Genomic DNA, 22,406 nt, shown 5'->3' with positions numbered 1-22,406 from the left:
CATATATATATGTATATCGTAGTTTAAATGAGGTGAAAATGTGTTTTTTTTCAAACCGATCACTGAGGAGATCCGATTGTTTCAACTAAAATTTACTAAACAAAATAAAACCAAGAAATTTATTTTAGCTTCTATTTTTGCTTGTATTGCTGCACTCTTTCAAGCTGCAGGTGGTCTATTACCAGGTATAGGATTATTTTTAAGTCCACTCGCCACTGCACCTATTCTATTATGTTCCATATTTTTCATTACGGATGGAATAAAGTCCTATTTTCTAACAATCATGTTGTTATTCATCTTACAACCAACTGAACTGATTGTATTTCCTTTTACAACAGGATTAATGGGACTTGGCTTAGGCTTGGGTTTTCACTTTTTTAAAAATAGATTTTCGATTATTGCGACTGGAGCGTCACTTTTAATGTTAGGCATTATGAGTCTATTATTTCTATTCCACTTTCCAGTCTTAGGGCCAGGATTTTCTGATTCATTTTCAATCAATACTGTTCTAATTATTTTATTATTTTCTTTCCTTTATTGCTGGTTATGGGTTGAAATTACTTTAATTATTTTTAGGAGATTGGCTCTAATAATATAACTAATTACATAGAAAACGGTAAAAATCCCTTCAGCGAAATCTGAAGGGATTCATTTCGGTTCAGATTAAGCTGCCTGTTAGTCAAACACCACGAATCGCTCAACCCTTATTTTTTTATTTCTAATCTATGTACTCGATATCATTATCTTGACACCATGCGATCGCTAAGTCTTTATACCGTCTGTCACGATAACTATACCAATCCATTTCAATATTTAACTCTATAACTGAATCTTTAAATCTTCTAAATGCGCCTTTTCCCTCGATTGTTATAAGTAATATGTTTTGTATTTTCTCATCTTTCACTGTTAAACAAAAGTCTTTAATCATTTTATATTCATCAATTTCATATTTTGAAGGTAATTCTTTATAGTCCTCAAAATTTTCCACAATTTCATTTGCGATTTCTAAATTTTCTATCTGCCAATCATGTAAATCATCGATAGGTTTTTCATCTTCAGCATCAATAAGATCATCTTCGGAAATCGAAAAAACTTCACCAGTTCTAATCTTAATAAATGAACGATAACCTTCCATTTGCATTTCCATTTCTTCAATAATATCTTTTAACTTTGCTTTATTTGACATAAAGAATCACCTTCTTATTTTTTATATTAGGTAAGTCAGTTGAGTTACACCGATAATTATACTTGATAGTTCTATAAATGAATGTACTTTCCTGCTTAACAAATCACTAAAAGAAATTAGAGCTTTAAAAGGCTCCAATTAGATGACATCAGTTGATCAATTTACATTATTTATACACTACATAAGTATTGGCTAATTTATCATGTAAGGCTATTTTCCTATTTGAAAAAGCAATCATTAGATAACCAATAAATAAAATGAAACTGGAAACAACTTGAGCTACCCAACGGCTAATTGCCTCAAATACGGATAACTTACTTCCATCTTTATTGATTACTTTAATGCCAACTGTGACCTTTCCGATTGTCCCTTGCAATTTTGTAGCTGGCAAAAGCATTAAGTAAATAATACCGATAAGATCAATGAGTAGGTTGTATCTAATATTTGTGTTAGTAAAGAATTTAAGAAGCAACGGACTTAGAATGAAACATAATAAAATAATAATACAATAATCAATGATATGTGCGCATAATCTTATCCAAAATCCTGCATATTTAAATTCCAATATTGACTCCCCCCTAAAAAGTAACTAGTTTTCCATGAAAACGGTTTCAATCATTAAAATAATTATACCTATCTAGTCATATTCTGTAACTTGGGGTAATTTGCCTTTTTTTCATTGAAATTTAATTAGTCCTTATGCTTAACTGACAATTTGATGAATTTAAAAAATGGAAACAGCACCTTTTCGTTATGAAGTGCTGTTTTCATTTTTTTCTCTAATTTTCTTTTGAATCCAAATAGTTAAGAGCAATGTTAATGGGATAATGATATGTAGTGGTAAATGTAAATAGTAAGTAATCTTTCCAAAACCTTCATCACGATGTTCAATATGGTTTGAAGCCATCAATAACGAGCTAATTAATATGATTAGACAGATTGAATATATTTTTCACATTAAAAATATCGGCTGCTCCTGAGACAGCACAGAAAGCATAAATAGATAATTTTATGAAGCCTCCACATAACACTAAACCTAAAAAAAACATTGCAGGCATACTCACTTTAAATGCAGTTTCTTTTTTATGAAGGTGCGGCAAGATCATTGTGAATGTAATAATTTCTCCGAAAGGGAACATAATTCCCAATGGAAATATAGCCTTTATTACTGGTTCCCAACCATTTTCTAAAACCGGTCTTAAGTTATTTATCTGATACACATTTGAAATAAACTCGAAGCCAAAAATTAGTAAAATAAACATAATTAAAAATAAAAATAGAAATTCTATTGTTCTGGCAAATGTTTCAATCCCTTTGAATAGTCCATAAATCACTACAAGCAACATTAATATACCGATTGATATTAATGATGAAGCTGTGAACAAAGTCATAGTCAACAAGTCTTCTAAATCCCGTAAAATTCTCCCTGCAATATAGATAAAAAAAATGATATAAATCATAGCTAGTATTTTTCCAGCATACTTACCTAAAATAAATTGCACGTATTTGGTTAATGGGTATTCTGGAAAAATCTCAAATAATTTTATCTGTACAAAAAATACCATACAACCTATAAATATACTAATAATTAAACTAATCCAAGCGTCTTGTTTAACTCCAGGTGTAATTCCAACTAATGAAGTAGACCCTATTTCAAACAGAAAAATCATACAAAAATATTGATAACCACTAATACTAGTTTTTCGGTTCATGATTTCCCTCGATATAATGAAGAATTAAACTTGTTAAAACATACTTTTATTCTCATCTAAATCCTTTATTTAATTTACCTATTTTTGGATCCAACTTACCCAAGCATTATTTCAACTACTGATTGGCTGTATAGTATTTTTCTACTTTTCAGTTTTGTTAAAATTTAAAACATTGAGGAACTGAGGAATTCAAAAGTTACTAAGTTACTAATTTAAACTAATAGATTAAATCAAATTGTTTTTTTAAAGAAAATTTTACAAAACATCTACACAAAGGTAGAAAGCATTTAAATTTAGATAGATTGAATGGATCATTTACCCTCTTCCCTTCTCGAAGTCGACTGAAATTCCCTCCATAGTTAGTCAGTTGGTCAACCTCATTTCTGTCCAGAATATAAAATAAATTAAAGCGCCAAATCGTGTACTGCCATATTAATAAGGTCAACTAGATATTTCTAGTTGACACTTTTACGAGACAATATCGCTGTAACTGATTAGGTGAAGGCGGCTTCCCTAATCCTCTTCTGATTCACAATCATCATCATCATCATCATGATCGCATCCATAAGCCAATGTAGCTGGATTCGTTTTGCCAAACGTAAGATACCACGGCTCCCCTAATGGTCCTCCTACTAAGGCAGGTAGCACGAACTCATCGAATGTCTTAAGGTGATGATGGACGTTATATCGCCGCACTGATCCTGTGTCAGGTCCCAAAGGCTCGCCCGTAATTGGACCCGGTCCTGTAATTGGTACAAAAAGTTTTCCGTCGGGTCCGAATAGAAGTGCCTGTGCAAAGGCGCGCGGTTGTCCGACAGTATAAAGGTCAATCTTGTCAAGGAGTTTGCGTGTACGACGGTTGACAATCAATATCTTGTCTGTGTCATTGACATCTTTACGGAAACTGGTGATATAAAGATTGCCGTCCGGACCGAAAACCAAGCCTTCCGGTCGATGAAGATCTTTTATGTCGTCGTCACTAATGAACACGTCAAGAAATTTATTTGTCTTCGTATCAAAGCGCAGCACCCAGCCTTTTTTTCCATCTAAAAAGTCAAAGGCAGAGACATACAGTAAGCCGTCCGGACCGAAGACCAAACCGCGGGGGTGGAAAGGACTGAATCCGGAGTGGTCGAGTTTGCCTATAAACGTCCCAGTGGTGCCATTATACATCCGTACTTCTCCTTCTACGTCACCAATGTCGGCCACATATAGAACATTGTGCTTGGAGAGGACGATACCGCGCGGCGCAAACGGAGAGTTTGGGTCAGCTGAATGGACTAGTTCGCCCAGAAATGCCCCGGTTTGTCCATTGAACTTCAACACGTCACCATTCTGAGGTTGTCCGACGTTTTGGTTCGTAACTAGAAGATTACCCCTATGATCGAAAATCAGTCCCCGAGGACCGAACAAACAGTTGCAGTTTGAAGCAACAAAACTGCCAAGGAACCTCCCCGTTTTTGCATCGAAAGTCTTCACCGTGTTATCGGAGCCATCACCAATGTAGAGAAAGTCATTTCGTAATTTCATTCTAGATAAAAAACTCCCTTCTATTAATATTTTATTAGATTAAAATAATAATTTTTAATCTAGATTTAATATATTCTTTTGGAAAATTTTGGTAAGTGATAAATCTACTGATAATAAAACACAATTAACAGTTAACTTACTTTTCCTTTGCTCCTTTCTTCGTGAATGGGTTGTGGAAGGTGTGAGATGCTTCCTTCAATGCTATAAAGTCGGAAACCTAAGATCTTTTTGAACTTTACTGGCAGTAAGTTGATTTAGATTCACTCTATTTTTGCCGAAAATGTATGCAAATCTATAATCTAGTTTTCTAAATACGATTATAGGAAATTAAACAAATCTATCTCTTAAGATCTTTCTAAAAGAAAATAAGTTTATAGAGTGGACAAGCAAACAATCCAATCTGAAATAAGAGAATAAAATATCAGTGTAATAATAGTAGAATTGATTGATTTATATCTTATATTGAAAGGAATGATAGCATGTCAAAAAACAATATTTTTGACTATATCGTAATTGGCGCTGGAACTGCCGGAGGGGTAATTGCTAAAAAATTAACAGATGACACAAAAACTTCCGTACTTGTCCTTGAAGCGGGAACAAACATGACTGAGGAATTAAGCAGTCCCAATCTTTTAGTCTCCATTTTTAATGCTAGTGATAATAGTCACTCATTTCATGTTGCAACTAAACTTGAGCAAACGATTGGTCGTCAGTTAATAACATCTAGTGGTCGTGCTATTGGTGGAAGTTCTGAACATAATCAAATGTTGGCCGTACGTGGCAGTCGTGAACTTTATGATACTTGGGCAAAATTAGTTGGCAATAACGTATGGAATTACGATAGTATTCGCTCGTTATTTATTAAAAATGAAAACTATACAGGAATGACACAAAGACCTCAAGAACGTGGGCGTAACGGTCCTATTTTTATTAGACAACAAAACATTCCTAATCAAGGATTAATCCAAACCCTAGCAAAAGCTTCTTCAGAAGTCTTTAATATCCCAATTAAGGAGGATTACAATACAGGGATAAGAGATGTCATAACCCTTAAAGGCCAATTTCTACAAAAAGTGGAAAATGGAAGATTGGTTCGCTCTTCAACAGCAACCGGGTATTTGAACGACCAAATTGTCACTCAAGGAAATGAATTCCAATCTGATGAATTTGGGATTGGCAAGAGAAAATTAATCATTTTAGCTAAAACGACAGTGAACAAAATTCTATTTCAAAGGAAAAAAGAGTTACATGTAGCTGTTGGTGTTGAATTTATTAAAAACGGTGTTTCACAAATAAAGTTCGCACGGAAAGGGATTATAGTCTCTGCAGGCCAATTTTCCTCTGTCATACTTCAACGTTCAGGGATTGGCAAGTCTGAAGATTTAGCTAAAGCTGGCATATCAACCTTAATAGAAAGCCCGAATGTCGGATACAACTTTCAAACACACTATTCTGTCGGGATGGGGATTAGAGTGGAAACAGGAAGACTTAATCAGGTTTTAAGTGCTGATCCTAATTATCCTGGGGCATTTGGAGCGTTTAAAAAAATTAATAACCCTTTAGGTGGGCGACGCCTTCAATTATTAGGTCTTCCACTACCGTTCTTTGTACCTAGCCAGGAAGTTGCCATAAATGGTTGGGATTTTAACCCGGCAAATCCTAGTAATATAATGAGTATCGCAATTGTAGATGTAAATCCAAGAAGCCGAGGCACGATCATGGTTTCCCATAGCGACCCTGGAGCATTTCCAACCATTGACTTAAATCCATTGGCAAATCCAGATGACCTAAATTTCATGGTGGAACAATATATTACGATGTATAACATGATTACTAGAGCACGCCAACTCGATCCTGGAGGAATCTATCAAGTAGTTTTTCCTGATGAAAGCGTGTTCCAAATTCCAGATGAGAATGAAAAGCGAGCTAAATTGGCCGGTTATGTCAGAGCTTCGTATTCCCTGTTTACTCACTTCGGAGGACAATGTAAAATGGCGAATACAATCGAGAATGGGGTTGTGAATGAATACCTCAATGTCTTTGGAACAAAAAATCTGAAAGTAGCTGACCTTTCTATTGCTCCGATTTTACCGGACGGTAATCCTTCAATTCCAGCCCAAATGATAGGATTAAATGCCGTACGATTTATTCGTGAGGATCCTTCCCCATATGTGGTTAGTGATGCGGAATATGAAAATTTTGAAGATAAACTTTCTTAGGAAGATATTAATTATTTTTTTGTTTCTTCATTCTATTTGAAATATACTATTTTAAACTATTTTCTTTACAAAGATACCCTTATTCTTCTGAATAGGGTTTTTTTATTTATAAGAGATAAATAAGGTCAGATTCTATTTAATAGAATCTGACTCTTTTTACTCAGGCTAAGCCTTTTTAAAATTAGTTGCTTGTGGTCCGCGTTGTCCTTGTTCAATTTCAAACGTAACTGCTTGACCATTCTGCATTAAACCATATTCTATTTTTAAAACTTATTTCATTATATATTTCCTTCTACTGTATATACAGTCTTACATCCCTTAAACATTGTTGATCGTTCACGACCGTTCATAAGTAAAAAAACTGGGAATATATTGAAGTTATGTTGTTAAATTTTTTTAGATTAGGAGTGATTAACTAATTATGGAGCAACCAATGCGTGTTCTTATTTCCGGAGCGAGCATTGCAGGGCCAGCACTTGCTTACTGGCTTCATCGTTATGGTTTCGAGGTGACTGTAGTAGAACGGGCTCCCGCTTTACGCCCAGGGGGATATTCTGTTGATATCCGTGGTGCAGCAATTTCTGTGCTCGAACGAATGGGTATTCTTGATCAAGTTCGGTCATTAGATACCCATATGACTGGAGTTTACTTCGTGAATGATCAAGGTAAAATTAAAGGTAAAATTAGTGAAGCAAGTATAGGCAATCAGCAAGGAATGGATATTGAAATTATGCGTGAGAACCTTGGTAACATTTTGTACCATTTAACCAAGGATAAAGTTACATATATTTGGGGCGATTCAATTACCTCTATACATGAATCAATTTCAGGGGTAGAAGTTCAATATACTAATGGGAAACCAGATACATTCGATCTAATAATAGGGGCTGATGGAATCCATTCAAACGTGCGAACGTTGAAATTTGGTGATGAAGATCAGTTTAAACGTACTCTCGGTTGTTATATCTCAATTTTTGAATTCGAGAATTATCTTAACCTCGACCACTCTCAAATGCTTTATACCGTCCCGGGTAAAACAGTAGGAATGTATAGCGCAAATGATAAAAAGGAAGCAAAGGGCATGTTAGTGTTCCAATCCGAGCCTCTTAAATACGATCGTTATAATACGGAAGAACAAAAAATTCTTATTAAAAATGCTTTTGAAGAACTTAAGGGCTGGGAAACACCCAACTTGCTCAAAAAATTGATTAATGCTTCGAATTTTTATTTTGATGAAATTTGTCAAATTCACATGCCCACCTGGTCAGATGGTCGAATTGCTTTAGTAGGTGATGCGGCTTATTGTCCCTCACCCCTTTCAGGTCAAGGCACTAGCCTAGCCATTGTCGGAGCATATGTCCTTGCAGGAGAGCTGAAAACTGCTAACGGTGATTACAACAAGGCCTTTATTTCCTATGAAAAAGAAATGAGAAATTTTGTTGAAAAAAATCAAAAAATAGGGCTTTTAACTGCTGGAGGAATGATTGAGAAATCAAACTTCAAAATTTTATTACGCAATGCAATGTTACGTTTTCCCATCTTAATGAATGGAATGTTTAAAATGATTACGAAAATGATCGCGAAAGCTGCCAATGAAATTGAACTGAAAGATTATTAAACTACTTTATGGATTTAAAACATAAGACTTGTATAATTAAAACAAACAACGCTCAGAGTATGTTCTGAGCGTTGCTACGTTTAATTTCTATCAAAATTTTTCTGAAGTACCCCTTATTTAAATAATCAAATTTCACAATAACACATTCCCTAATTTAAGAACCATTTTTCATTTTTCTTTTTTAAAATCCATTTACCATCAACACTAATATATTTATAGTACCTGGGAATTTTTTGTAAATCTGATTGATTTTTCGTGACAACTTCAATATCATAATATCTTTTTCGAATTAGTGTAAAGTTCCCATTATCGGCATCGTTATATCTACTAACCTTTTTAACTTTTTTTACTTTTCCTTTAACACCTGTTTCTATTTCAAATAATTCAATAGACTTTTTTGACAACTGACTTGTCGTTTCTTTTGTAAAGTAGGTTCGAGTTTCATATGATTTATATGTAATTTGAATGACTATAAACACTAAAATTAGTGCGATTATTGTTGTAATTAAGGCAGTTACTGATACTACATAAGTCACTTTAAAATATTTCTGAAGTAAATAAAAATATCCATAATAAGGTAAAAATACAATTCCTATAGGTATGCCAACGTAGAAAATTGATAAAAATAAAGTTTGATAGAACAAATCAACAACCTTTAAAGGATCTGTTAGAAATATCAAGAGAACGCTTAATAAAAAAGGAATGCTATAAAGAACAAAAAACCTCTTTGTAAAATAATTTGGAATCGAAACTCTAGATAATATTTGCATTAATATTCCTCCGAAAAAAACATATAAATCTAACTTTAAATAAAAATGTTTATGCTTTGATAAGCATTCAAACGTATTCTTATGCAACTTAACTGCCATTTACTGCAATATTCTATGAAACTTGTTGAACAAACAAGGAGATTTTAATAAGAAAAATAATTTAATATAATGAAATATCTTCCTTAATTTTCATTTTAAGTTTTCCATCTTCATCAACAGATTTGATCGTAATTAATATATTTCCTGAATAACCACCTTCAAAATACCCAATAACTGATTCTGTATGTAATTTACCTTTATTGTCTTTATACTGAAGCTCCATTGTACTCTCTCCAACATCCTTAGAGGGATTTATATTTAGTTTATAGTCCTTATGTGAAGCAATTGTAGGTATCTTTATATCGGTTTTAAAATGAACATAGGTCAAATATATCCCCGTTACATTTTTATTTGTTTGATTTTTTATTTTAATATCAAAGCCACTTTGAAAAAGAAAATAAACTTTTATCCCTACGATCCCCGTTATTAAAATCGCTATTATAACTAAGATTTTTTTCATTCTTACCCCCTAATTTTAAATTGGAACTTTTTAACATTTACATTTTAAATTATAACATTCTTTATTCAACTCTCCTGCCATAAATTTTACAAAAGATTAATTAGTTGAGGGGTAAATTATGAAAATAGTAAAAAGAGTAACTTTTATAGTAGTATCCATTTTAGGATCCATTAATTTACTTTTTGCCTCTTCTTTTGCATTTTTAAATCTTATTAAAATTAACGTTAAAAAACCTACTTCACCGCTTGTCAGCTGGAATAAGGGGTGTGAATTGGGCGGATGAGCGCGACAATTTTGTTGATGGCGTCATTTATGTAAGTGGACTGACCAAAAATGATACATACGATTCTGCCAAAGAAGTTGGCCGACAAATCATCGGGCAGATGTTCGATAAAACTGGTGCTAACACAGTCAGGCTACCCATTAATGAAGCGACAGTCGCAAATTATTGGAGTACTTATACAGGGGCTATTGATGCTGCATTAGAGAGAGGCAAAGTGATTTTTTGCTATTGGCCTCCGAAAAATGGAAAACCTGAAGATCTCGAAAAATATTTTAGTATGTGGAGAACTGTTATCAAAAAATATGGAAACAACCCCAACTGCTATTTTGAACCCGTTAATGAGCCTTATGGCTATAATACAAAAGATTTACGTAATCTTTATAATGATTGGCTAACAAGTTTCAATGTTCCCAAGAAAAATGTCATTCTTGATGGAATTGGTTTGGCCGCTCTTTATATAAATCCTTTAGGGGATGACAAACGACTTGAAGGAACAATGCTTGCCGTTCACTGCTATGCGTTTTATGCAGGATATGTACATATTAATTCACTCACAGAAACTGGATGGTCAAATATTTTAACAACTGAAATTGGAAAATACTCCGATCGTGCCATCATTACCGAGTGGGGAGCACCAATGAAAAGCGGCTTGGATTATTCGGTAAAAAAGAGTAAAAATGATATAAACTATGTTCGTGCAATGAGCAAAAAAATTAATACGATTGGTGCGGGAAGTGTTTATTGGCCAGGCTTGAGAGATGGGGATTCTTATAGTTTGATGGAGAAAAAAGTCACCAACAAACAAATCAATCTTAAGGTAACAAATCAATCTGGTCTTGAAAAATTGCAAGAATCCTGGGGTTTGCCTATTCACTAAAATCGCTTGAATGAAGATGAGCTCTTGACATTAGTCGGGAGGTCATTTCAATTAAAATGTCTTTTTTTAGATAATCAATAAAATAAAAATTGTTATTAGTTTCTCATGGACGAAATTGATACCAGAAACATTATCACAAGGTTCTAATTTTCGTTTTTTTTTAAACCGAGAAAAAATTTTTCCAAGTCCATTTCCGCTTGAAAACCTTGCTATTTCAACGTTTTTTCAACCGGGACAATTCACGTCCACAGGGTGGGTAAAGTCCCTGGAGAAATCGTGATTCGAACGTGTTATAGTGGGTTTAGGAGGTGTTTCTAATGCAAATTTTAATCTGTAAAGAATGCGAAGAAACTATTGAGTACGCGGAGTATAAAAAAGTTGTGAAAATCTATTCAACTTGCGAAAACTGCAAAAACGAAGCAGCAACTTCAACTGTAAAATAACCTAGAACAAAAAAGCTAATATTGTAATTTAGGCCTTATTAAAAAAATACTTAATTTTTAAAGGTTTAACAAAATATCAATTAATATATTATTAAAAATGAAAAAAGGATCTAACAAAACAGATCCTTTTTTATCTTTATATGGTCTTAATTCCACATTCTAAGTTCAATAGTTAGAATCCTTAAACAAATTTAAAATAGGAAGTTCGGGTGGATTTATTTCTGATGGAAGTTCATCAAAACTAAAAAAGCTTATCTCGAGCACTTCGCTTTCTTCTGGCTCAAATTGCCCTGTATATTCAGTACAAATATAAGTCGCAATGACATTATATACCTCATCTCCATGAGGATATTTATAATAAAATTCTTTTCCAGAAAAAATGTTAAAAAACTCAAGGTTTAATGCTGTTAGACCTGTTTCTTCCTTCAATTCTCTTTTAGCCACTTCTTCCAAATTTTCTCCCAACTCTAATGATCCACCAGGTAATCCCCAAGTCTTATTATCTTTTCTTAATTGTAATAATACTCTCTTTTGTGAATCTAGTAGAATAACATTTGCACCTGTCATTAAGATCGGTCTACTACCTACAACTTTTCTTAGATCCATAATATATCCCATTGATTTTCTCCCCAATATACGATGATTATGTTTAATTCAACTTTATCAAACAATTCCATTTTATTCCACTTATCTGACATTTACTTCAAAAAAACTAGCTGTAAATCTTAACCTATAACCAAAAAAGTAGAATTAACAAAAGGAATATTTTACCAATTTAATGACATATATATACTCTAGTTGTTTTAATTTTAAACAATTAGAGAAGATTTAGATCAAACTATCTTTGTTAAAGGAGAAAAGTGAATGAGGTTGAATCATTTAAATTTATGTGTTGATGATTTATCAGAAGCTAGGCAATTCTTTGAAACATTTTTTGATTTTAAATTTCTAGAACAAAAAGGAAAAGCTCTTGTAGTGTTAAGTGATGAGCATGGATTTATTCTCGTGTTAAGTGATCCAAAGGCATTTAAGAGGCAAATGGAAATTAAATACCCTGAAGCTTTTCATGTAGGCTTTTTAGTGGAATCGGCAAGTGAAGTCGATCAACAGTATGACCGTTTAATAGCTGGGGGTATCCAAATAGACAAGGAACCTTATACCATGAGAGGTAATAGTTATGGCTTTTATTTTACAACGTTTAATAATTTATTGATTGAAGTTTCTTGCCTTGACTATAAAGATGGTAAAAAAATGTCAAAACTCTAAGTAATGAATAACTATAGATAAAAGCTCCTTCCCAAGGTCTAATAGAGATCTTGTATTTATACATTTTTTTTACAATAAATAACAATTTCACTTAACAAGCAAACAGACTTTTATGTTTAAGCAAGGCTTTATTCATATGAAAAACATTTCAATTATCTGCTTAATAAAACAACCACTGGAGTGTAAAATTACCTCCGTGGTTGTTAAACTGACATAATACAAATCGTTTTAAAGTCACGGTACAATTTCAAAAATCGTACCCATGTTTAAATCAGTCACTTTCATAGAACCATAAACCGCTAAATAGATTTTTGTTTGATTTAAATTCGTTCCCACACCTACATAATAGGCCGGTTGAGATCCAAAGTCATAATTTGTTTGTATAACACTGAAATCACTTTGTTTACCATCCGGGCTAAATTTTGTATAAGCTAAAACTCCTTTAACCTGTGCTTGCGATCCCTTTCGTACCAAATCGGTAAATACAACGCTACCAGTTAAACTAGGTATTTCGTTTCCCATATATGGCTGGACTCCTGTAATTGCAGTTCCCTCAAATTTATCTGGTCTTGCATCTTTATGAAAATAACTAGTTAAAGGTTGAAGACGGCTCGCTGAAAGTGTTACTGATTGATCGTAATAAGCGATTGTTTTCTCATCCAAATCTGGATTTTCGGTGCACCCTTTTATTGTCGATGTAGGAAAAGTACCTTCCCAACCTCTCCAACCGAAGTTAATAAATCCTTCCATCTCAGATTCAGAATTCATGTGGACTAACTGAGAGACTGGTATTGGCTTATAATGAACAAATGAAAAAAGCGACTCGACTAAATCCTGACCGACATGTCCAACATATTTTATATATTGATTATAATATCTTTGATATGAAATACCTGTTATATTACGAACCCCTTTAGCGATAACTGTGAGTGTTTCTTGAATACTTGTTGGAAGTTCATTAAAACGTGTGACTATAGGTGGATTATTGCCGTTTATGTTTTTATCTACATCAATTTCAATTATTTTACCTGCAATTTCTAAGTTATCCTGGCTTAAGTTAAACGGGTCATAGCCTGATCCACCATCTCCTGTTGTTAAAACAAGTTTATTTGTTTCGGGTGAAAAATTTAAGGTGTTAAGTCCATTATGATTCAAGAATGGTCTTCTGATGTTCAATACTGTCCGACGTTTTTGAGGCTGACCATTTGATTGTAGTACCCATTCTTCAACTGTATCAATATGATTATATTGAGTTTCCCTATTTAGCCATTTTAAATTTAATGTCTTAGGATCACAAGGATTAGGTTTAAAAGAATTAGAAAGAGCACCTGGCCCCTGAGAACCAGCTATTGAATAATGAAGATAAAACAGCCCATTATGATAAAAATTAGGATGAAATGCTAGCCCAAGCAAGCCACGTTCATCATAGCCTCCAGACTCACCTAATTTCAATACTCGAGGGCGAATATCTAATAAAGTCTTGATTTCTCCATTTCCTATGTAAAAGATCTCTCCTACTTGTGTTGCAATAAATAATCTTTCAACTGAATCACCTGGTAAAATAGCTGTTTTCATAACGGTTGGTAGATTAATCTTACTAACAACGGGCCGTAAATTAACTTTTAACAACTAACAATACACCTCCTTCAAATTATTTTCCTCTATAAAATTATGATGGGAATAGTTCTATTAGTACCGAAATTCTTTTCTAATAGAACGCTGAAATGATTCAAATTGAATGATAGTTTCTTTTAGTCTTTATTGTTAAAATAAGGGGCATATACTTCTACATATGTTTAATTTGTCTTTTATATAGAAAGGAAGAAGCAACATTGATTACTGCAATATTTATTTTTTTATTAGCCGGTTTAGCTGAAATTGGCGGAGGATACCTTATATGGTTATGGCTAAGAGAAGGTCAATCTGCTTATTTAGGATTAATCGGAGGGATTATTTTGGCAGTTTATGGTGTCATTGCAACGTTCCAAATCTTCCCTTCCTTTGGTAGAGTTTATGCTGCCTATGGAGGCGTATTTATCGTTCTCTCAATCTTATGGGGGTGGGGAATTGATAAAAAATCACCCGATTTATATGATTGGATCGGTGCAGCAATCTGTTTAATCGGTGTGTCTGTCATATTATGGGCACCTCGTAATTAATACCCCTGCATAATGATACCAAACTGCAAATCGACTATTAGTCGATTTTTTATTTGCAATTTTGAAGGATAGAACAAGAAGAAATTGAACTATTTAATTAAGAGATTTAAAATTTTTATTAATAAGGAGTGAAAAAAATTTTTTTAAGACCAGTTTACTCAGGAGATACAATAACCTGTGAAGTTACAATCGAGACATTTGAAAAAAAAGAGAATAGAATATCGATCATGTCTTCCTTTATATGTACAAATCAGAATAAAAAACAAGTATTAAGTGGGAGCTTTGCAGGAGTAATATTATAATCAAGGAAAGTAACTAGCATTCTTCTTTTCTAGCAACTAAATGAAGGATGCCCGGCTCGAATTGGAGAAGCTGTAAGACTTAGACCAAATTTCAGGCAACGTCTCTAAAACGCAAACATCCTACAGTTGAGCCCGTATTAATTTTGATATAAAGACTGTAATGCCAAATGTTCTAAATCTTTTTTTACATATATATCATATTGAGTATTCTCATTAAATCTCCTACCATTAAAATTCATCGGTAATTTCGTCTTATACTCAATCCCATTCTTCTTCAATTTACCAATAATCATAAAATAGTTTTGATATCCATACGTAGTATAGATTAATTTCCACTTTCGGTTTAAATATAATTGAATGAAACTATAAAGTACTATAATGATAAATACATAGATTGCTAGATTTAACATATTTAGTCCCTCCAAATTATACTTTTTATTTAACATATAAATAGCTACTAGTTTTTATGTCTGGATTTTATAAAATTATTATTTAAATGCCTTCTTTCTATTTAAGTAAAAACACTCCAGTAAATGAATACTGGAGTGTAAAAATTTTTAAAAGAATCCTAGTTTACTCGGTGAATAACTAACTAGCAGATTCTTTGTATTTTGATAGTGGTCCAACATCATTTTATGCGTTTCACGACCTACTCCTGAATTTTTATACCCACCAAAGGCTGCATGTGCAGGATATGCGTGATAGCAGTTTACCCAAACTCGACCTGCTTCAATATTACGTCCGAATCGATAAGCAGTATCCATATCACGAGTCCATACACCCGCTCCTAATCCGTATAATGTATCATTAGCGATTTCCAATGCCTCTTCTTTTGTTTTAAATGTAGTAACCGAAACAACAGGACCAAAAATTTCTTCCTGGAATACTCTCATTTTATTGTTCCCTTTAAAAATGGTAGGGTTTACATAAAAACCATCTTTCAATTCTCCATCAAGAACATTGCGACTACCACCAACTAAAACCTCTGCACCTTCATTCTTTCCAATTTCAAAATAAGATAAAATCTTATTCAATTGCTCGTGCGAAGCTTGAGAACCAATCATTGTTTGAGGATCCAATGGATTTCCTTGTTTAATCGCTTTAACACGTTTTACTGCTCTCTCCATAAATTCCTCATAAATTGATTCATGAATAAGCGCTCTTGAAGGACATGTACATACTTCTCCCTGATTTAAAGCAAACATCGTAAAGCCTTCAAGTGCTTTATCAAAAAACTCTTCATTGTCTATTACATCTTCAAAGAATATATTAGGAGATTTACCACCTAATTCTAATGTAACAGGAATTAAATTCTTTGAAGCATATTCCATAATTAGTCGCCCAGTTGAAGTTTCACCAGTAAATGCAATTTTCGCAATTCGATCACTTGAAGCTAATGGTTTACCTGCTTCAAGTCCAAATCCGTTTACAACATTAACAACTCCAGGTGGCAATAAATCTTGAATTAGTTCCATTAAAACTAACACTGAAGTTGGCGTTTGCTCAGCAGGTTTTAGAACAACACAATTCCCTGCAGCTAGAGCTGGAGCAAGCTTCCATACAGCCATTAATATCGGGAAGTTCCATGGAATAATCTGTCCGACAACTCCTAATGGCTCTTTATAATGATATGCAACTGTATCACCATCAAGTTCACCGAGTGATCCTTCTTGCGACCTGATACATCCAGCAAAATAACGGAAATGGTCTATTGCTAAAGGAATATCTGCAGCTAACGTTTCACGAACAGGTTTACCATTTTCCCAAGTTTCAGCGACAGCAAGATATTCTTTATTTGCTTCCATGCGATCAGCAATCTTATGTAAAATATTTGCCCTCTCAGTTACTGACATTCTACCCCATTTACCTTTTGCACCGTGAGCTGCATCAAGTGCTTTTTCGATATCCTCTGAAGTTGACCTAGCCACCTCACAAAAGACTTGTCCAGTTACAGGCGATACATTTCCAAAATATTGTTCTCTTACTGGTCTTACCCATTCCCCACCAATAAAATTGTCATAACGATTTTTAAACGTAATTAATGAACCAGATTTTCCAGGTGTAGCAAATACCATATTGATTCCCCCTTAATAGCTTGTCTCTTTATAAACCTATGAAATTGTGGTTATAACTATGACTAATAATAGATATTTTGTTTAATAGAAATTTTTTGATTCAAAACCCATTATTAGGTAGAATGATAGAAGTGAAAAAAATCTGATAGAAAATGAGGGGTAACAGTGCGTAAAAACTTCGTAGATATTTTATTTCTCCTTGTTGGATCAGCTATATTTGCAGTCGGTGTTAACTTCTTTGCAATACCGAATAAATTAGCTGAGGGTGGCTTTACCGGCATTACAATGATTACTTATTATCTATTTAACTGGTCACCTGATGTCGTATATTTTGTTTTAAATGCTTCCTTGTTAATAATTGGATATAAATATTTAAAGAAACAACTAATAATTTATACAGTTATTTCCATCGTAGCGATTTCATTTTTCCTACGTATTACAGACGGTTACGGCGTACCAACAAGCGAAACTTTACTAGGTACTATTTTTGCTGGTGTTTTAATTGGACTAGGTTTAGGAATTGTCTTTCGTGCTGGTGGTACAACAGGTGGTTCTACGGTTCTTGCTCAAATGGTACATCAATCATTTGGGTGGAGTATTAGTAAATCTTTACTATTATTTGATCTAATTGTCGTTTTAGGTGGTTATTTTGTAATCGGCTTTGAGAAAACATTATATACTGTAATTTCTATTTATATCGGTATTAAAGTTCTGGATTTTATTATGGAAGGATTAAATCCTAAAAAAGCGATTACGATTATTTCCGATCAAGCAAATGAAATTGCACAAATCGTATCAAATGAAATGAATCGAGGCGTAACGATTTATCCTGCAAAAGGCCATTTCTCTGGCCTAAGAAAAGAGTCCTTATACATTATTCTTAATAATAAAGAACTATTTGAACTAAAAAAAATAATTCACACAATTGATCCAAAAGCATTTGTCGTTATACATGATGTAAATGATGTGTTGAGAGCAGGTTAAAAGATAAAGCAAAAAACAAATCGCTTTAAGTAATTAAACTTAAGTGATTTGTTTTTTATTTTGTATTGCTTTCGCTTTTATAGTGACATATCATTTCCGACAACCACTAAACAATGGCTAATAAGTCATTGTTTTTTTATGCAGCTTTGTCCATTTATTTAAATCGTTATTATACTTCAATAGTTTGTAACATCTTTAACCGTTTTAATATGAAATAAATGGTAAAGTCAAATTGTAAATCGTTATACCTTTGAGAAGGAGGTACGAAATGAAAAAATAATTATTTTTATAACAACTTCTTGTTTAAACTCTTCATTACTCTTTGCCATATATCCCTTGATTATCTTCATCACAAGGTAATTCACTACCCTTAGGCTTTTTGTAACCTTTACCTCACTTACGGGACAACTACATGCAACACCAGCTGTGATCCGAATGTATTTTTTGCATTGGTTAAATTTCACCCTACTAATATGTGACTTGGACCTCACAATTCAAATAGTTCAAAAAAGCCCACTTTGTAGATTGTCCATTAGTTCAACAAGTTTAGAAGTTTAATATTATTAAAACAAAAGGAGTCTTCAATTTCCAGATGAATAAAGTTTATTTAGATGGAAGAGTGGATGGAGCTTATCACAAATTGGATGCAGGTACGGTAGCTATTAATGGTTCTACTTATGTTTTCAGTAAAGATGCAGGTGCTAAAACCACTCCTACTGATCTATTGTTTACTCTTTGGAATGCAACTTCTGGTAACAGCTTTGGATCTGTTCAAGCAAAAGTAGGCAGTAATATTTCAGGAAAGTTTAAAGCAGTAGGTGGTGGAACTAAATATTATTTAATAATTACAAGAGTGAACAGTATAGACGACGGGAATAATATCAAAGGTTTTGGAACTCTAAAAAATTAGAAATATATATATTTAAAAATATTCAAAATATCAATAAGTCATAAAAATCAATCTCATATACGGGTTGATTTGGAAGAGATTATCAAAAATGGAAAAGATGATAGATTTCAATGGATGGATTTTGTATGGATCTATAATCATATTATTAATGATAATATTTGTATTAAAGATAAAATTCAAAAAAGATATTGTGTATTTATTTTTTTCTCTATTATGTATATCTATTTATGTTATGTTTTAAAGTATACTCAATTTCCAATCTATCTATCTCAAACTTACAGGAATATGTTCGGGTTACAAGCATGGAATTTGAATCTAGTTCCTCTTATACACCTTACAAAAGAGGATTTTGAGACTTCTATACTTAATGTCTTGATGACAATTCCATTTGGATTTGGTCTTCCTTTTATTACAAAAAGTACATTAACAAAAATAGCCATAGCAGGGTTATTGATAGGGGTCATAATCGAGTCTTTGCAAGGAATTATTGGACTACTTAATGGTTTCTCTTTTAGAGTTGTTGATATAGATGACCTCATATTTAATTTTACAGGTACTTTAATTGGATATAATCTATTTAAATTATTTTCTTTTCTATTTAAGTTATTAATAAAAAAAGCTAATATAAAATTAAACTCGCTATTAAAACATATTTATGATGCTTGAGAAGTGATCTAATATAATAAACGCCTAGAATGTTTTTACTAACATTCTAAGGCGTTTTATTTTAAAGATTACACACTATGCAATAACTTATATTGTTTTCCCTTTTAAATCTACACTTAACCTTTCATTTATTTCATCTAGTTCCTTTTGTAATGTAACAATTTTTAAGATTTGAGCTTTCTTTTCTTCATCCGTATCTTTTTCTTCTGCATTCATTGCAGCTATTTCTAGTTGTAATTTAATTCGTTCATTTAATAAAGCTTGCTGATCGTTTGAGATGTTCTGTCTTCCGTTCCAATCTGCAAAAGATCCTTTGAATTCATAAAGATTTCCATTTTCAATATGAATTACACGATTTGAGACCCTTTTTAGTAAATATGGATCATGTGAAACTACAACTACTGCTCCAGGGTATGACGCTAATGCTTCCTCAATTCTTTCTCTCGTGTGTATATCTAAATAGTTTGTTGGCTCATCAAGCACTAGTAAATTAGAATCAGAAAAGTATAATTTTACGAAAGCAACTCTACATTTCTCACCCATACTTAGTTGAGCAATATTCTTGTAAACATCCTCTCTTCTAAAAAGGAAACATGCTAAAATTGTTCTTGCCTCTGTTTCAGTCATATTTGGAAGTGATAAAATTTCATTTAAAATTGTTGAATCCTCATTTAACGCTTCAAGCTCTTGCATAAAATAACCTATTTTTAATTGAGGATTATGTCTTACAGTACCATTATTAGGAATCATTAATCCTGTTAATAATTTTAAAAATGTAGATTTTCCAGAACCATTTTTTCCGATTACAGCTAATCGATCTTCTCGATTTAAAATAAAATCTACTTGGTTAAATAACGATTTTTCATCATATGAAAAATTAACTTTTTCAAATGTAATCATTTGTTTTGCTGAAAATGAATCATTTTCAAAGCTCGCTGAAATTGTTTTAACTTCTTTTGGTTTTTCTACTTTTCTTTTCTCTAATCGATCTAAATCCTTTTCTTTTGATTTAAATCTTAATGCGTTTTTTGCTGCTTGTTTCTTAGCAAAAGGATCACGTTCACTGGCAGCATTATGAGAGCTTGTAAACCATTGTTTATATTGATTAATTGTTTCAATAAGCTTTTTCTTTTCCGCTTCTTGTTTTTCATATTGTGATTGCTGAGTTTTTCGCTCATGTTCTTTTTGTATTTTGTATGTTGAATAGCCACCATTATACTTAAATGTACCACTTTCAGTTAATTCAACTGTAACAGTCGCAACATCATCAATGAATTGTCGTTCATGAGAAATAAAAAGGACACTATCTTTAAAGTTTTGTAACCATTCCGTTAACCATTGGATTGACTCAGTGTCCAAATGATTTGTTGGTTCATCTAAAATTAATAGCTTTGGTTGCTTCATCATTACTTTTGCTAATTTAACTTTTGTTTTTTGTCCACCACTTAAATGACTGAATGGGATATTCCATAACTCTTGCGGTAATTGAAATTTCTTCAAAACTTGATCTATTTTTGTTTCCCAATCATAGCCATCTAATTCTAAATATTTACTTAAACTCTCGTTATAGTTAGCAAGATTTTCTTCATTAGACAAATCAAGTAAATACTTTTCTATATTCTTTTTGATGAAATATCGCTCTTGATCAAATGATTCAATCACTTCCCTAGCTGACAGGTTTTCCTGATTCTCTTCATCTGTTAAAAGCCATCCAATTTCATCTTTTGAATAGTGAATTTGCAGCATTCCTTTTTTCAATGGAATATTACCTAAAAGGGCATTAATAAAGGTCGACTTTCCAACTCCATTTTCACCAATTAATGCTACCCTTTCACTTTGTTTTATGTCTAAGTTTCCATTTTTAAAAATTGTTTTCCCATTTAATTCTATTTCTATATTCGATGCTTTTATAATAAACATATACTTCACTCCATCCGATTTTAAAAGATCATTCTGCTTAAAAATCCAATCTGTTTTCGAAAGTATTTTTTAAGATAGAAAATAAAAAACACACAAGCAGTATCTGCCTGTGTGTAAATTGGATGTGATTTAATAAGCCATGTATATATAAAAATATATATACGTTAGAATTTATTTCAAATGAAATATAATAGTAAATAAACCATGCATTTAAGACAATGGATTAATTTAATATTAGTATAGGCTCATAAATAGACATAGTTATCCAATTTCTCTGATTTCAGGCAGAGTACTTTTTTGCTATAAAATTCATTAGCTTAAAAAGTTATCGGATATTGTACATAGTGTCTAAATTTGATGCCTCCTTAAAAATATTAATTTAATCTTAGCTTACTTTTAGTATGATTTCAATGCTTTCTTTTTATTCATTCCAAATTAATGCCAATTCCTTACTCAATTTCTTTCTTAATTGGCGACTTTCTAATCGTTTAAATGCTAATTGCTGTAATTTAATTTCTTCCTCAGTTTCTGGAATAACCTCTACTACTTTATGTGGTTTTCCATCTTTTAGTGCAACAAATGTTACAAAACATGTTGCAGCAACTCTTTTTTCACCTGAAAGTAGGTCTTCGGCAGTAGCTCGAACAAATACTTCCATTGAGCTTGAGCCCGTTAAGATCACGAACGATTCATAATAAATGCAGTCACTTTCACGAACTGGACATAAAAATTCTACTGAATCCATCGATGCGGTTACACATTCCATTCTTGAATGCTTTGTAGCTGAAATGGAGGCAATTAAGTCCATAGCGGCAAGCATTTTTCCTCCGAATAATGTACCATGGTTATTTAAATCAGTTGGAAATATTCTACTACTATCAAATACTCTGGATTCTTTTACATATCTACCACTCATCGATTTCACCC

The 22,406-nt window shown here is 32.6% G+C and carries 24 protein-coding genes and 1 pseudogene; 12 read left to right on the top strand and 13 right to left on the bottom strand.

Going from position 1 to position 22,406, the window contains the following annotated elements:
* Positions 1-76: 76 nt before the first annotated feature.
* Entirely contained in the window at positions 77-598 is a 522-nt protein-coding gene (locus V5E38_RS06110; RefSeq protein ID WP_499212554.1) for a hypothetical protein, read from the top strand.
* A gap of 120 nt (positions 599-718) precedes the next feature.
* On the opposite strand, the gene V5E38_RS06105 is transcribed toward V5E38_RS06110, so the two are convergent.
* The 4 genes from V5E38_RS06105 to V5E38_RS06090 form a co-directional block, all read right to left on the bottom strand.
* Positions 719-1,186, bottom strand: coding sequence for a UPF0158 family protein (locus V5E38_RS06105; RefSeq protein ID WP_499212553.1), 468 nt, complete (start codon positions 1,184-1,186; stop codon positions 719-721).
* 166 nt (positions 1,187-1,352) lie between these two features.
* Complete coding sequence (locus V5E38_RS06100; protein ID WP_499212552.1) at positions 1,353-1,751, bottom strand: RDD family protein; 399 nt, start codon at positions 1,749-1,751, stop codon at positions 1,353-1,355.
* A 352-nt stretch (positions 1,752-2,103) separates the two neighbouring features.
* Positions 2,104-2,898, bottom strand: coding sequence for a GerAB/ArcD/ProY family transporter (locus V5E38_RS06095; RefSeq protein WP_499212551.1), 795 nt, complete (start codon positions 2,896-2,898; stop codon positions 2,104-2,106).
* A gap of 513 nt (positions 2,899-3,411) precedes the next feature.
* Positions 3,412-4,428: a Vgb family protein gene (locus V5E38_RS06090; protein WP_499212550.1), complete on the bottom strand. Its 1,017-nt coding sequence runs from the start codon at positions 4,426-4,428 to the stop codon at positions 3,412-3,414.
* Between the two features lie 479 nt (positions 4,429-4,907).
* Here V5E38_RS06090 and V5E38_RS06085 point away from each other — a divergent pair, with 479 nt between their 5' ends.
* Positions 4,908-6,647, top strand: a complete 1,740-nt coding sequence (locus V5E38_RS06085; protein WP_499212549.1) for a GMC family oxidoreductase — start codon at positions 4,908-4,910, stop codon at positions 6,645-6,647.
* A 165-nt stretch (positions 6,648-6,812) separates the two neighbouring features.
* On the opposite strand, the gene V5E38_RS06080 is transcribed toward V5E38_RS06085, so the two are convergent.
* Positions 6,813-6,893: a cold-shock protein gene (locus V5E38_RS06080; protein WP_499213519.1), complete on the bottom strand. Its 81-nt coding sequence runs from the start codon at positions 6,891-6,893 to the stop codon at positions 6,813-6,815.
* Positions 6,894-7,068: 175 nt separating this feature from the next.
* Here V5E38_RS06080 and V5E38_RS06075 point away from each other — a divergent pair, with 175 nt between their 5' ends.
* Positions 7,069-8,265 (top strand): Rossmann-fold NAD(P)-binding domain-containing protein, encoded by a 1,197-nt coding sequence (locus tag V5E38_RS06075; protein WP_499212548.1) that lies wholly within the window; start codon positions 7,069-7,071, stop codon positions 8,263-8,265.
* A 149-nt stretch (positions 8,266-8,414) separates the two neighbouring features.
* Here the strand turns inward: V5E38_RS06075 and V5E38_RS06070 are convergent, their stop codons facing one another.
* Complete coding sequence (locus tag V5E38_RS06070; protein ID WP_499212547.1) at positions 8,415-9,035, bottom strand: hypothetical protein; 621 nt, start codon at positions 9,033-9,035, stop codon at positions 8,415-8,417.
* A gap of 160 nt (positions 9,036-9,195) precedes the next feature.
* The gene (locus V5E38_RS06065; protein ID WP_499212546.1) at positions 9,196-9,594 is read right to left on the bottom strand and encodes a hypothetical protein; all 399 of its coding nucleotides are present in this window, start codon (positions 9,592-9,594) and stop codon (positions 9,196-9,198) included.
* Between the two features lie 118 nt (positions 9,595-9,712).
* On the opposite strand from V5E38_RS06065, the gene V5E38_RS06060 reads away from it, so the two are divergent.
* The 3 genes from V5E38_RS06060 to V5E38_RS06050 all read left to right on the top strand — a co-directional run bounded on the left by V5E38_RS06060 (position 9,713) and on the right by V5E38_RS06050 (position 11,197).
* Positions 9,713-9,877 carry a hypothetical protein gene (locus V5E38_RS06060; protein WP_499212545.1) on the top strand — a complete coding sequence of 55 codons (165 nt, stop codon included), beginning with the start codon at positions 9,713-9,715 and terminating at the stop codon, positions 9,875-9,877.
* The gene (locus V5E38_RS06055; protein WP_499212544.1) at positions 9,861-10,754 is read left to right on the top strand and encodes a glycoside hydrolase family 5 protein; all 894 of its coding nucleotides are present in this window, start codon (positions 9,861-9,863) and stop codon (positions 10,752-10,754) included. The genes V5E38_RS06060 and V5E38_RS06055 overlap by 17 nt, the downstream gene beginning before the upstream one ends.
* A gap of 317 nt (positions 10,755-11,071) precedes the next feature.
* On the top strand, positions 11,072-11,197 hold the full coding sequence (locus V5E38_RS06050; RefSeq protein WP_097978684.1) for a GapA-binding peptide SR1P: 126 nt from the start codon (positions 11,072-11,074) through the stop codon (positions 11,195-11,197).
* A 165-nt stretch (positions 11,198-11,362) separates the two neighbouring features.
* Here the strand turns inward: V5E38_RS06050 and V5E38_RS06045 are convergent, their stop codons facing one another.
* Positions 11,363-11,815 carry an NUDIX hydrolase gene (locus V5E38_RS06045; RefSeq protein WP_499212543.1) on the bottom strand — a complete coding sequence of 151 codons (453 nt, stop codon included), beginning with the start codon at positions 11,813-11,815 and terminating at the stop codon, positions 11,363-11,365.
* 246 nt (positions 11,816-12,061) lie between these two features.
* On the opposite strand from V5E38_RS06045, the gene V5E38_RS06040 reads away from it, so the two are divergent.
* Positions 12,062-12,463 carry a VOC family protein gene (locus tag V5E38_RS06040; RefSeq protein WP_499212542.1) on the top strand — a complete coding sequence of 134 codons (402 nt, stop codon included), beginning with the start codon at positions 12,062-12,064 and terminating at the stop codon, positions 12,461-12,463.
* Positions 12,464-12,697: 234 nt separating this feature from the next.
* On the opposite strand, the gene V5E38_RS06035 is transcribed toward V5E38_RS06040, so the two are convergent.
* Complete coding sequence (locus tag V5E38_RS06035; RefSeq protein ID WP_499212541.1) at positions 12,698-14,038, bottom strand: PQQ-dependent sugar dehydrogenase; 1,341 nt, start codon at positions 14,036-14,038, stop codon at positions 12,698-12,700.
* A gap of 257 nt (positions 14,039-14,295) precedes the next feature.
* On the opposite strand from V5E38_RS06035, the gene V5E38_RS06030 reads away from it, so the two are divergent.
* Entirely contained in the window at positions 14,296-14,622 is a 327-nt protein-coding gene (locus V5E38_RS06030) for a YnfA family protein (RefSeq protein ID WP_499212540.1), read from the top strand.
* Positions 14,623-14,762: 140 nt separating this feature from the next.
* Positions 14,763-14,924: pseudogene (locus V5E38_RS06025) on the top strand (hotdog family protein); the annotation flags it as partial.
* A gap of 137 nt (positions 14,925-15,061) precedes the next feature.
* On the opposite strand, the gene V5E38_RS06020 reads toward V5E38_RS06025, so the two are convergent.
* Positions 15,062-15,334 carry a hypothetical protein gene (locus tag V5E38_RS06020; RefSeq protein WP_097978680.1) on the bottom strand — a complete coding sequence of 91 codons (273 nt, stop codon included), beginning with the start codon at positions 15,332-15,334 and terminating at the stop codon, positions 15,062-15,064.
* Between the two features lie 147 nt (positions 15,335-15,481).
* On the bottom strand, positions 15,482-16,999 hold the full coding sequence (gene adh, locus V5E38_RS06015; protein WP_499212539.1) for an aldehyde dehydrogenase family protein: 1,518 nt from the start codon (positions 16,997-16,999) through the stop codon (positions 15,482-15,484).
* A gap of 165 nt (positions 17,000-17,164) precedes the next feature.
* Between adh and V5E38_RS06010 the strand changes: the two genes are divergently transcribed.
* From V5E38_RS06010 to V5E38_RS06000, 3 genes are all read left to right on the top strand, one after another.
* Positions 17,165-17,983, top strand: a complete 819-nt coding sequence (locus V5E38_RS06010) for a YitT family protein (RefSeq protein ID WP_499212538.1) — start codon at positions 17,165-17,167, stop codon at positions 17,981-17,983.
* A gap of 592 nt (positions 17,984-18,575) precedes the next feature.
* Positions 18,576-18,893 (top strand): hypothetical protein, encoded by a 318-nt coding sequence (locus V5E38_RS06005; protein ID WP_499212537.1) that lies wholly within the window; start codon positions 18,576-18,578, stop codon positions 18,891-18,893.
* 69 nt (positions 18,894-18,962) lie between these two features.
* A complete protein-coding gene (locus tag V5E38_RS06000; RefSeq protein ID WP_499212536.1) occupies positions 18,963-19,559 on the top strand; it encodes a VanZ family protein in 597 nt (198 codons plus the stop codon).
* A gap of 87 nt (positions 19,560-19,646) precedes the next feature.
* Here V5E38_RS06000 and abc-f read toward each other — a convergent pair whose 3' ends face one another.
* Positions 19,647-21,479 (bottom strand): ABC-F family ATP-binding cassette domain-containing protein, encoded by a 1,833-nt coding sequence (gene abc-f, locus V5E38_RS05995; protein WP_499212535.1) that lies wholly within the window; start codon positions 21,477-21,479, stop codon positions 19,647-19,649.
* Positions 21,480-21,900: 421 nt separating this feature from the next.
* Positions 21,901-22,395: an acyl-CoA thioesterase gene (locus V5E38_RS05990; protein ID WP_098428718.1), complete on the bottom strand. Its 495-nt coding sequence runs from the start codon at positions 22,393-22,395 to the stop codon at positions 21,901-21,903.
* Positions 22,396-22,406 lie beyond the last annotated feature (11 nt).

Source organism: Rossellomorea sp. GAMAL-10_SWC (genome assembly GCF_049568075.1).
In the GTDB taxonomy this organism is placed as follows: domain Bacteria; phylum Bacillota; class Bacilli; order Bacillales; family Bacillaceae_G; genus Gottfriedia.
Note: the sequence above shows the minus strand (reverse complement) of the source record. Positions and strands in the feature narration are given on the sequence as shown.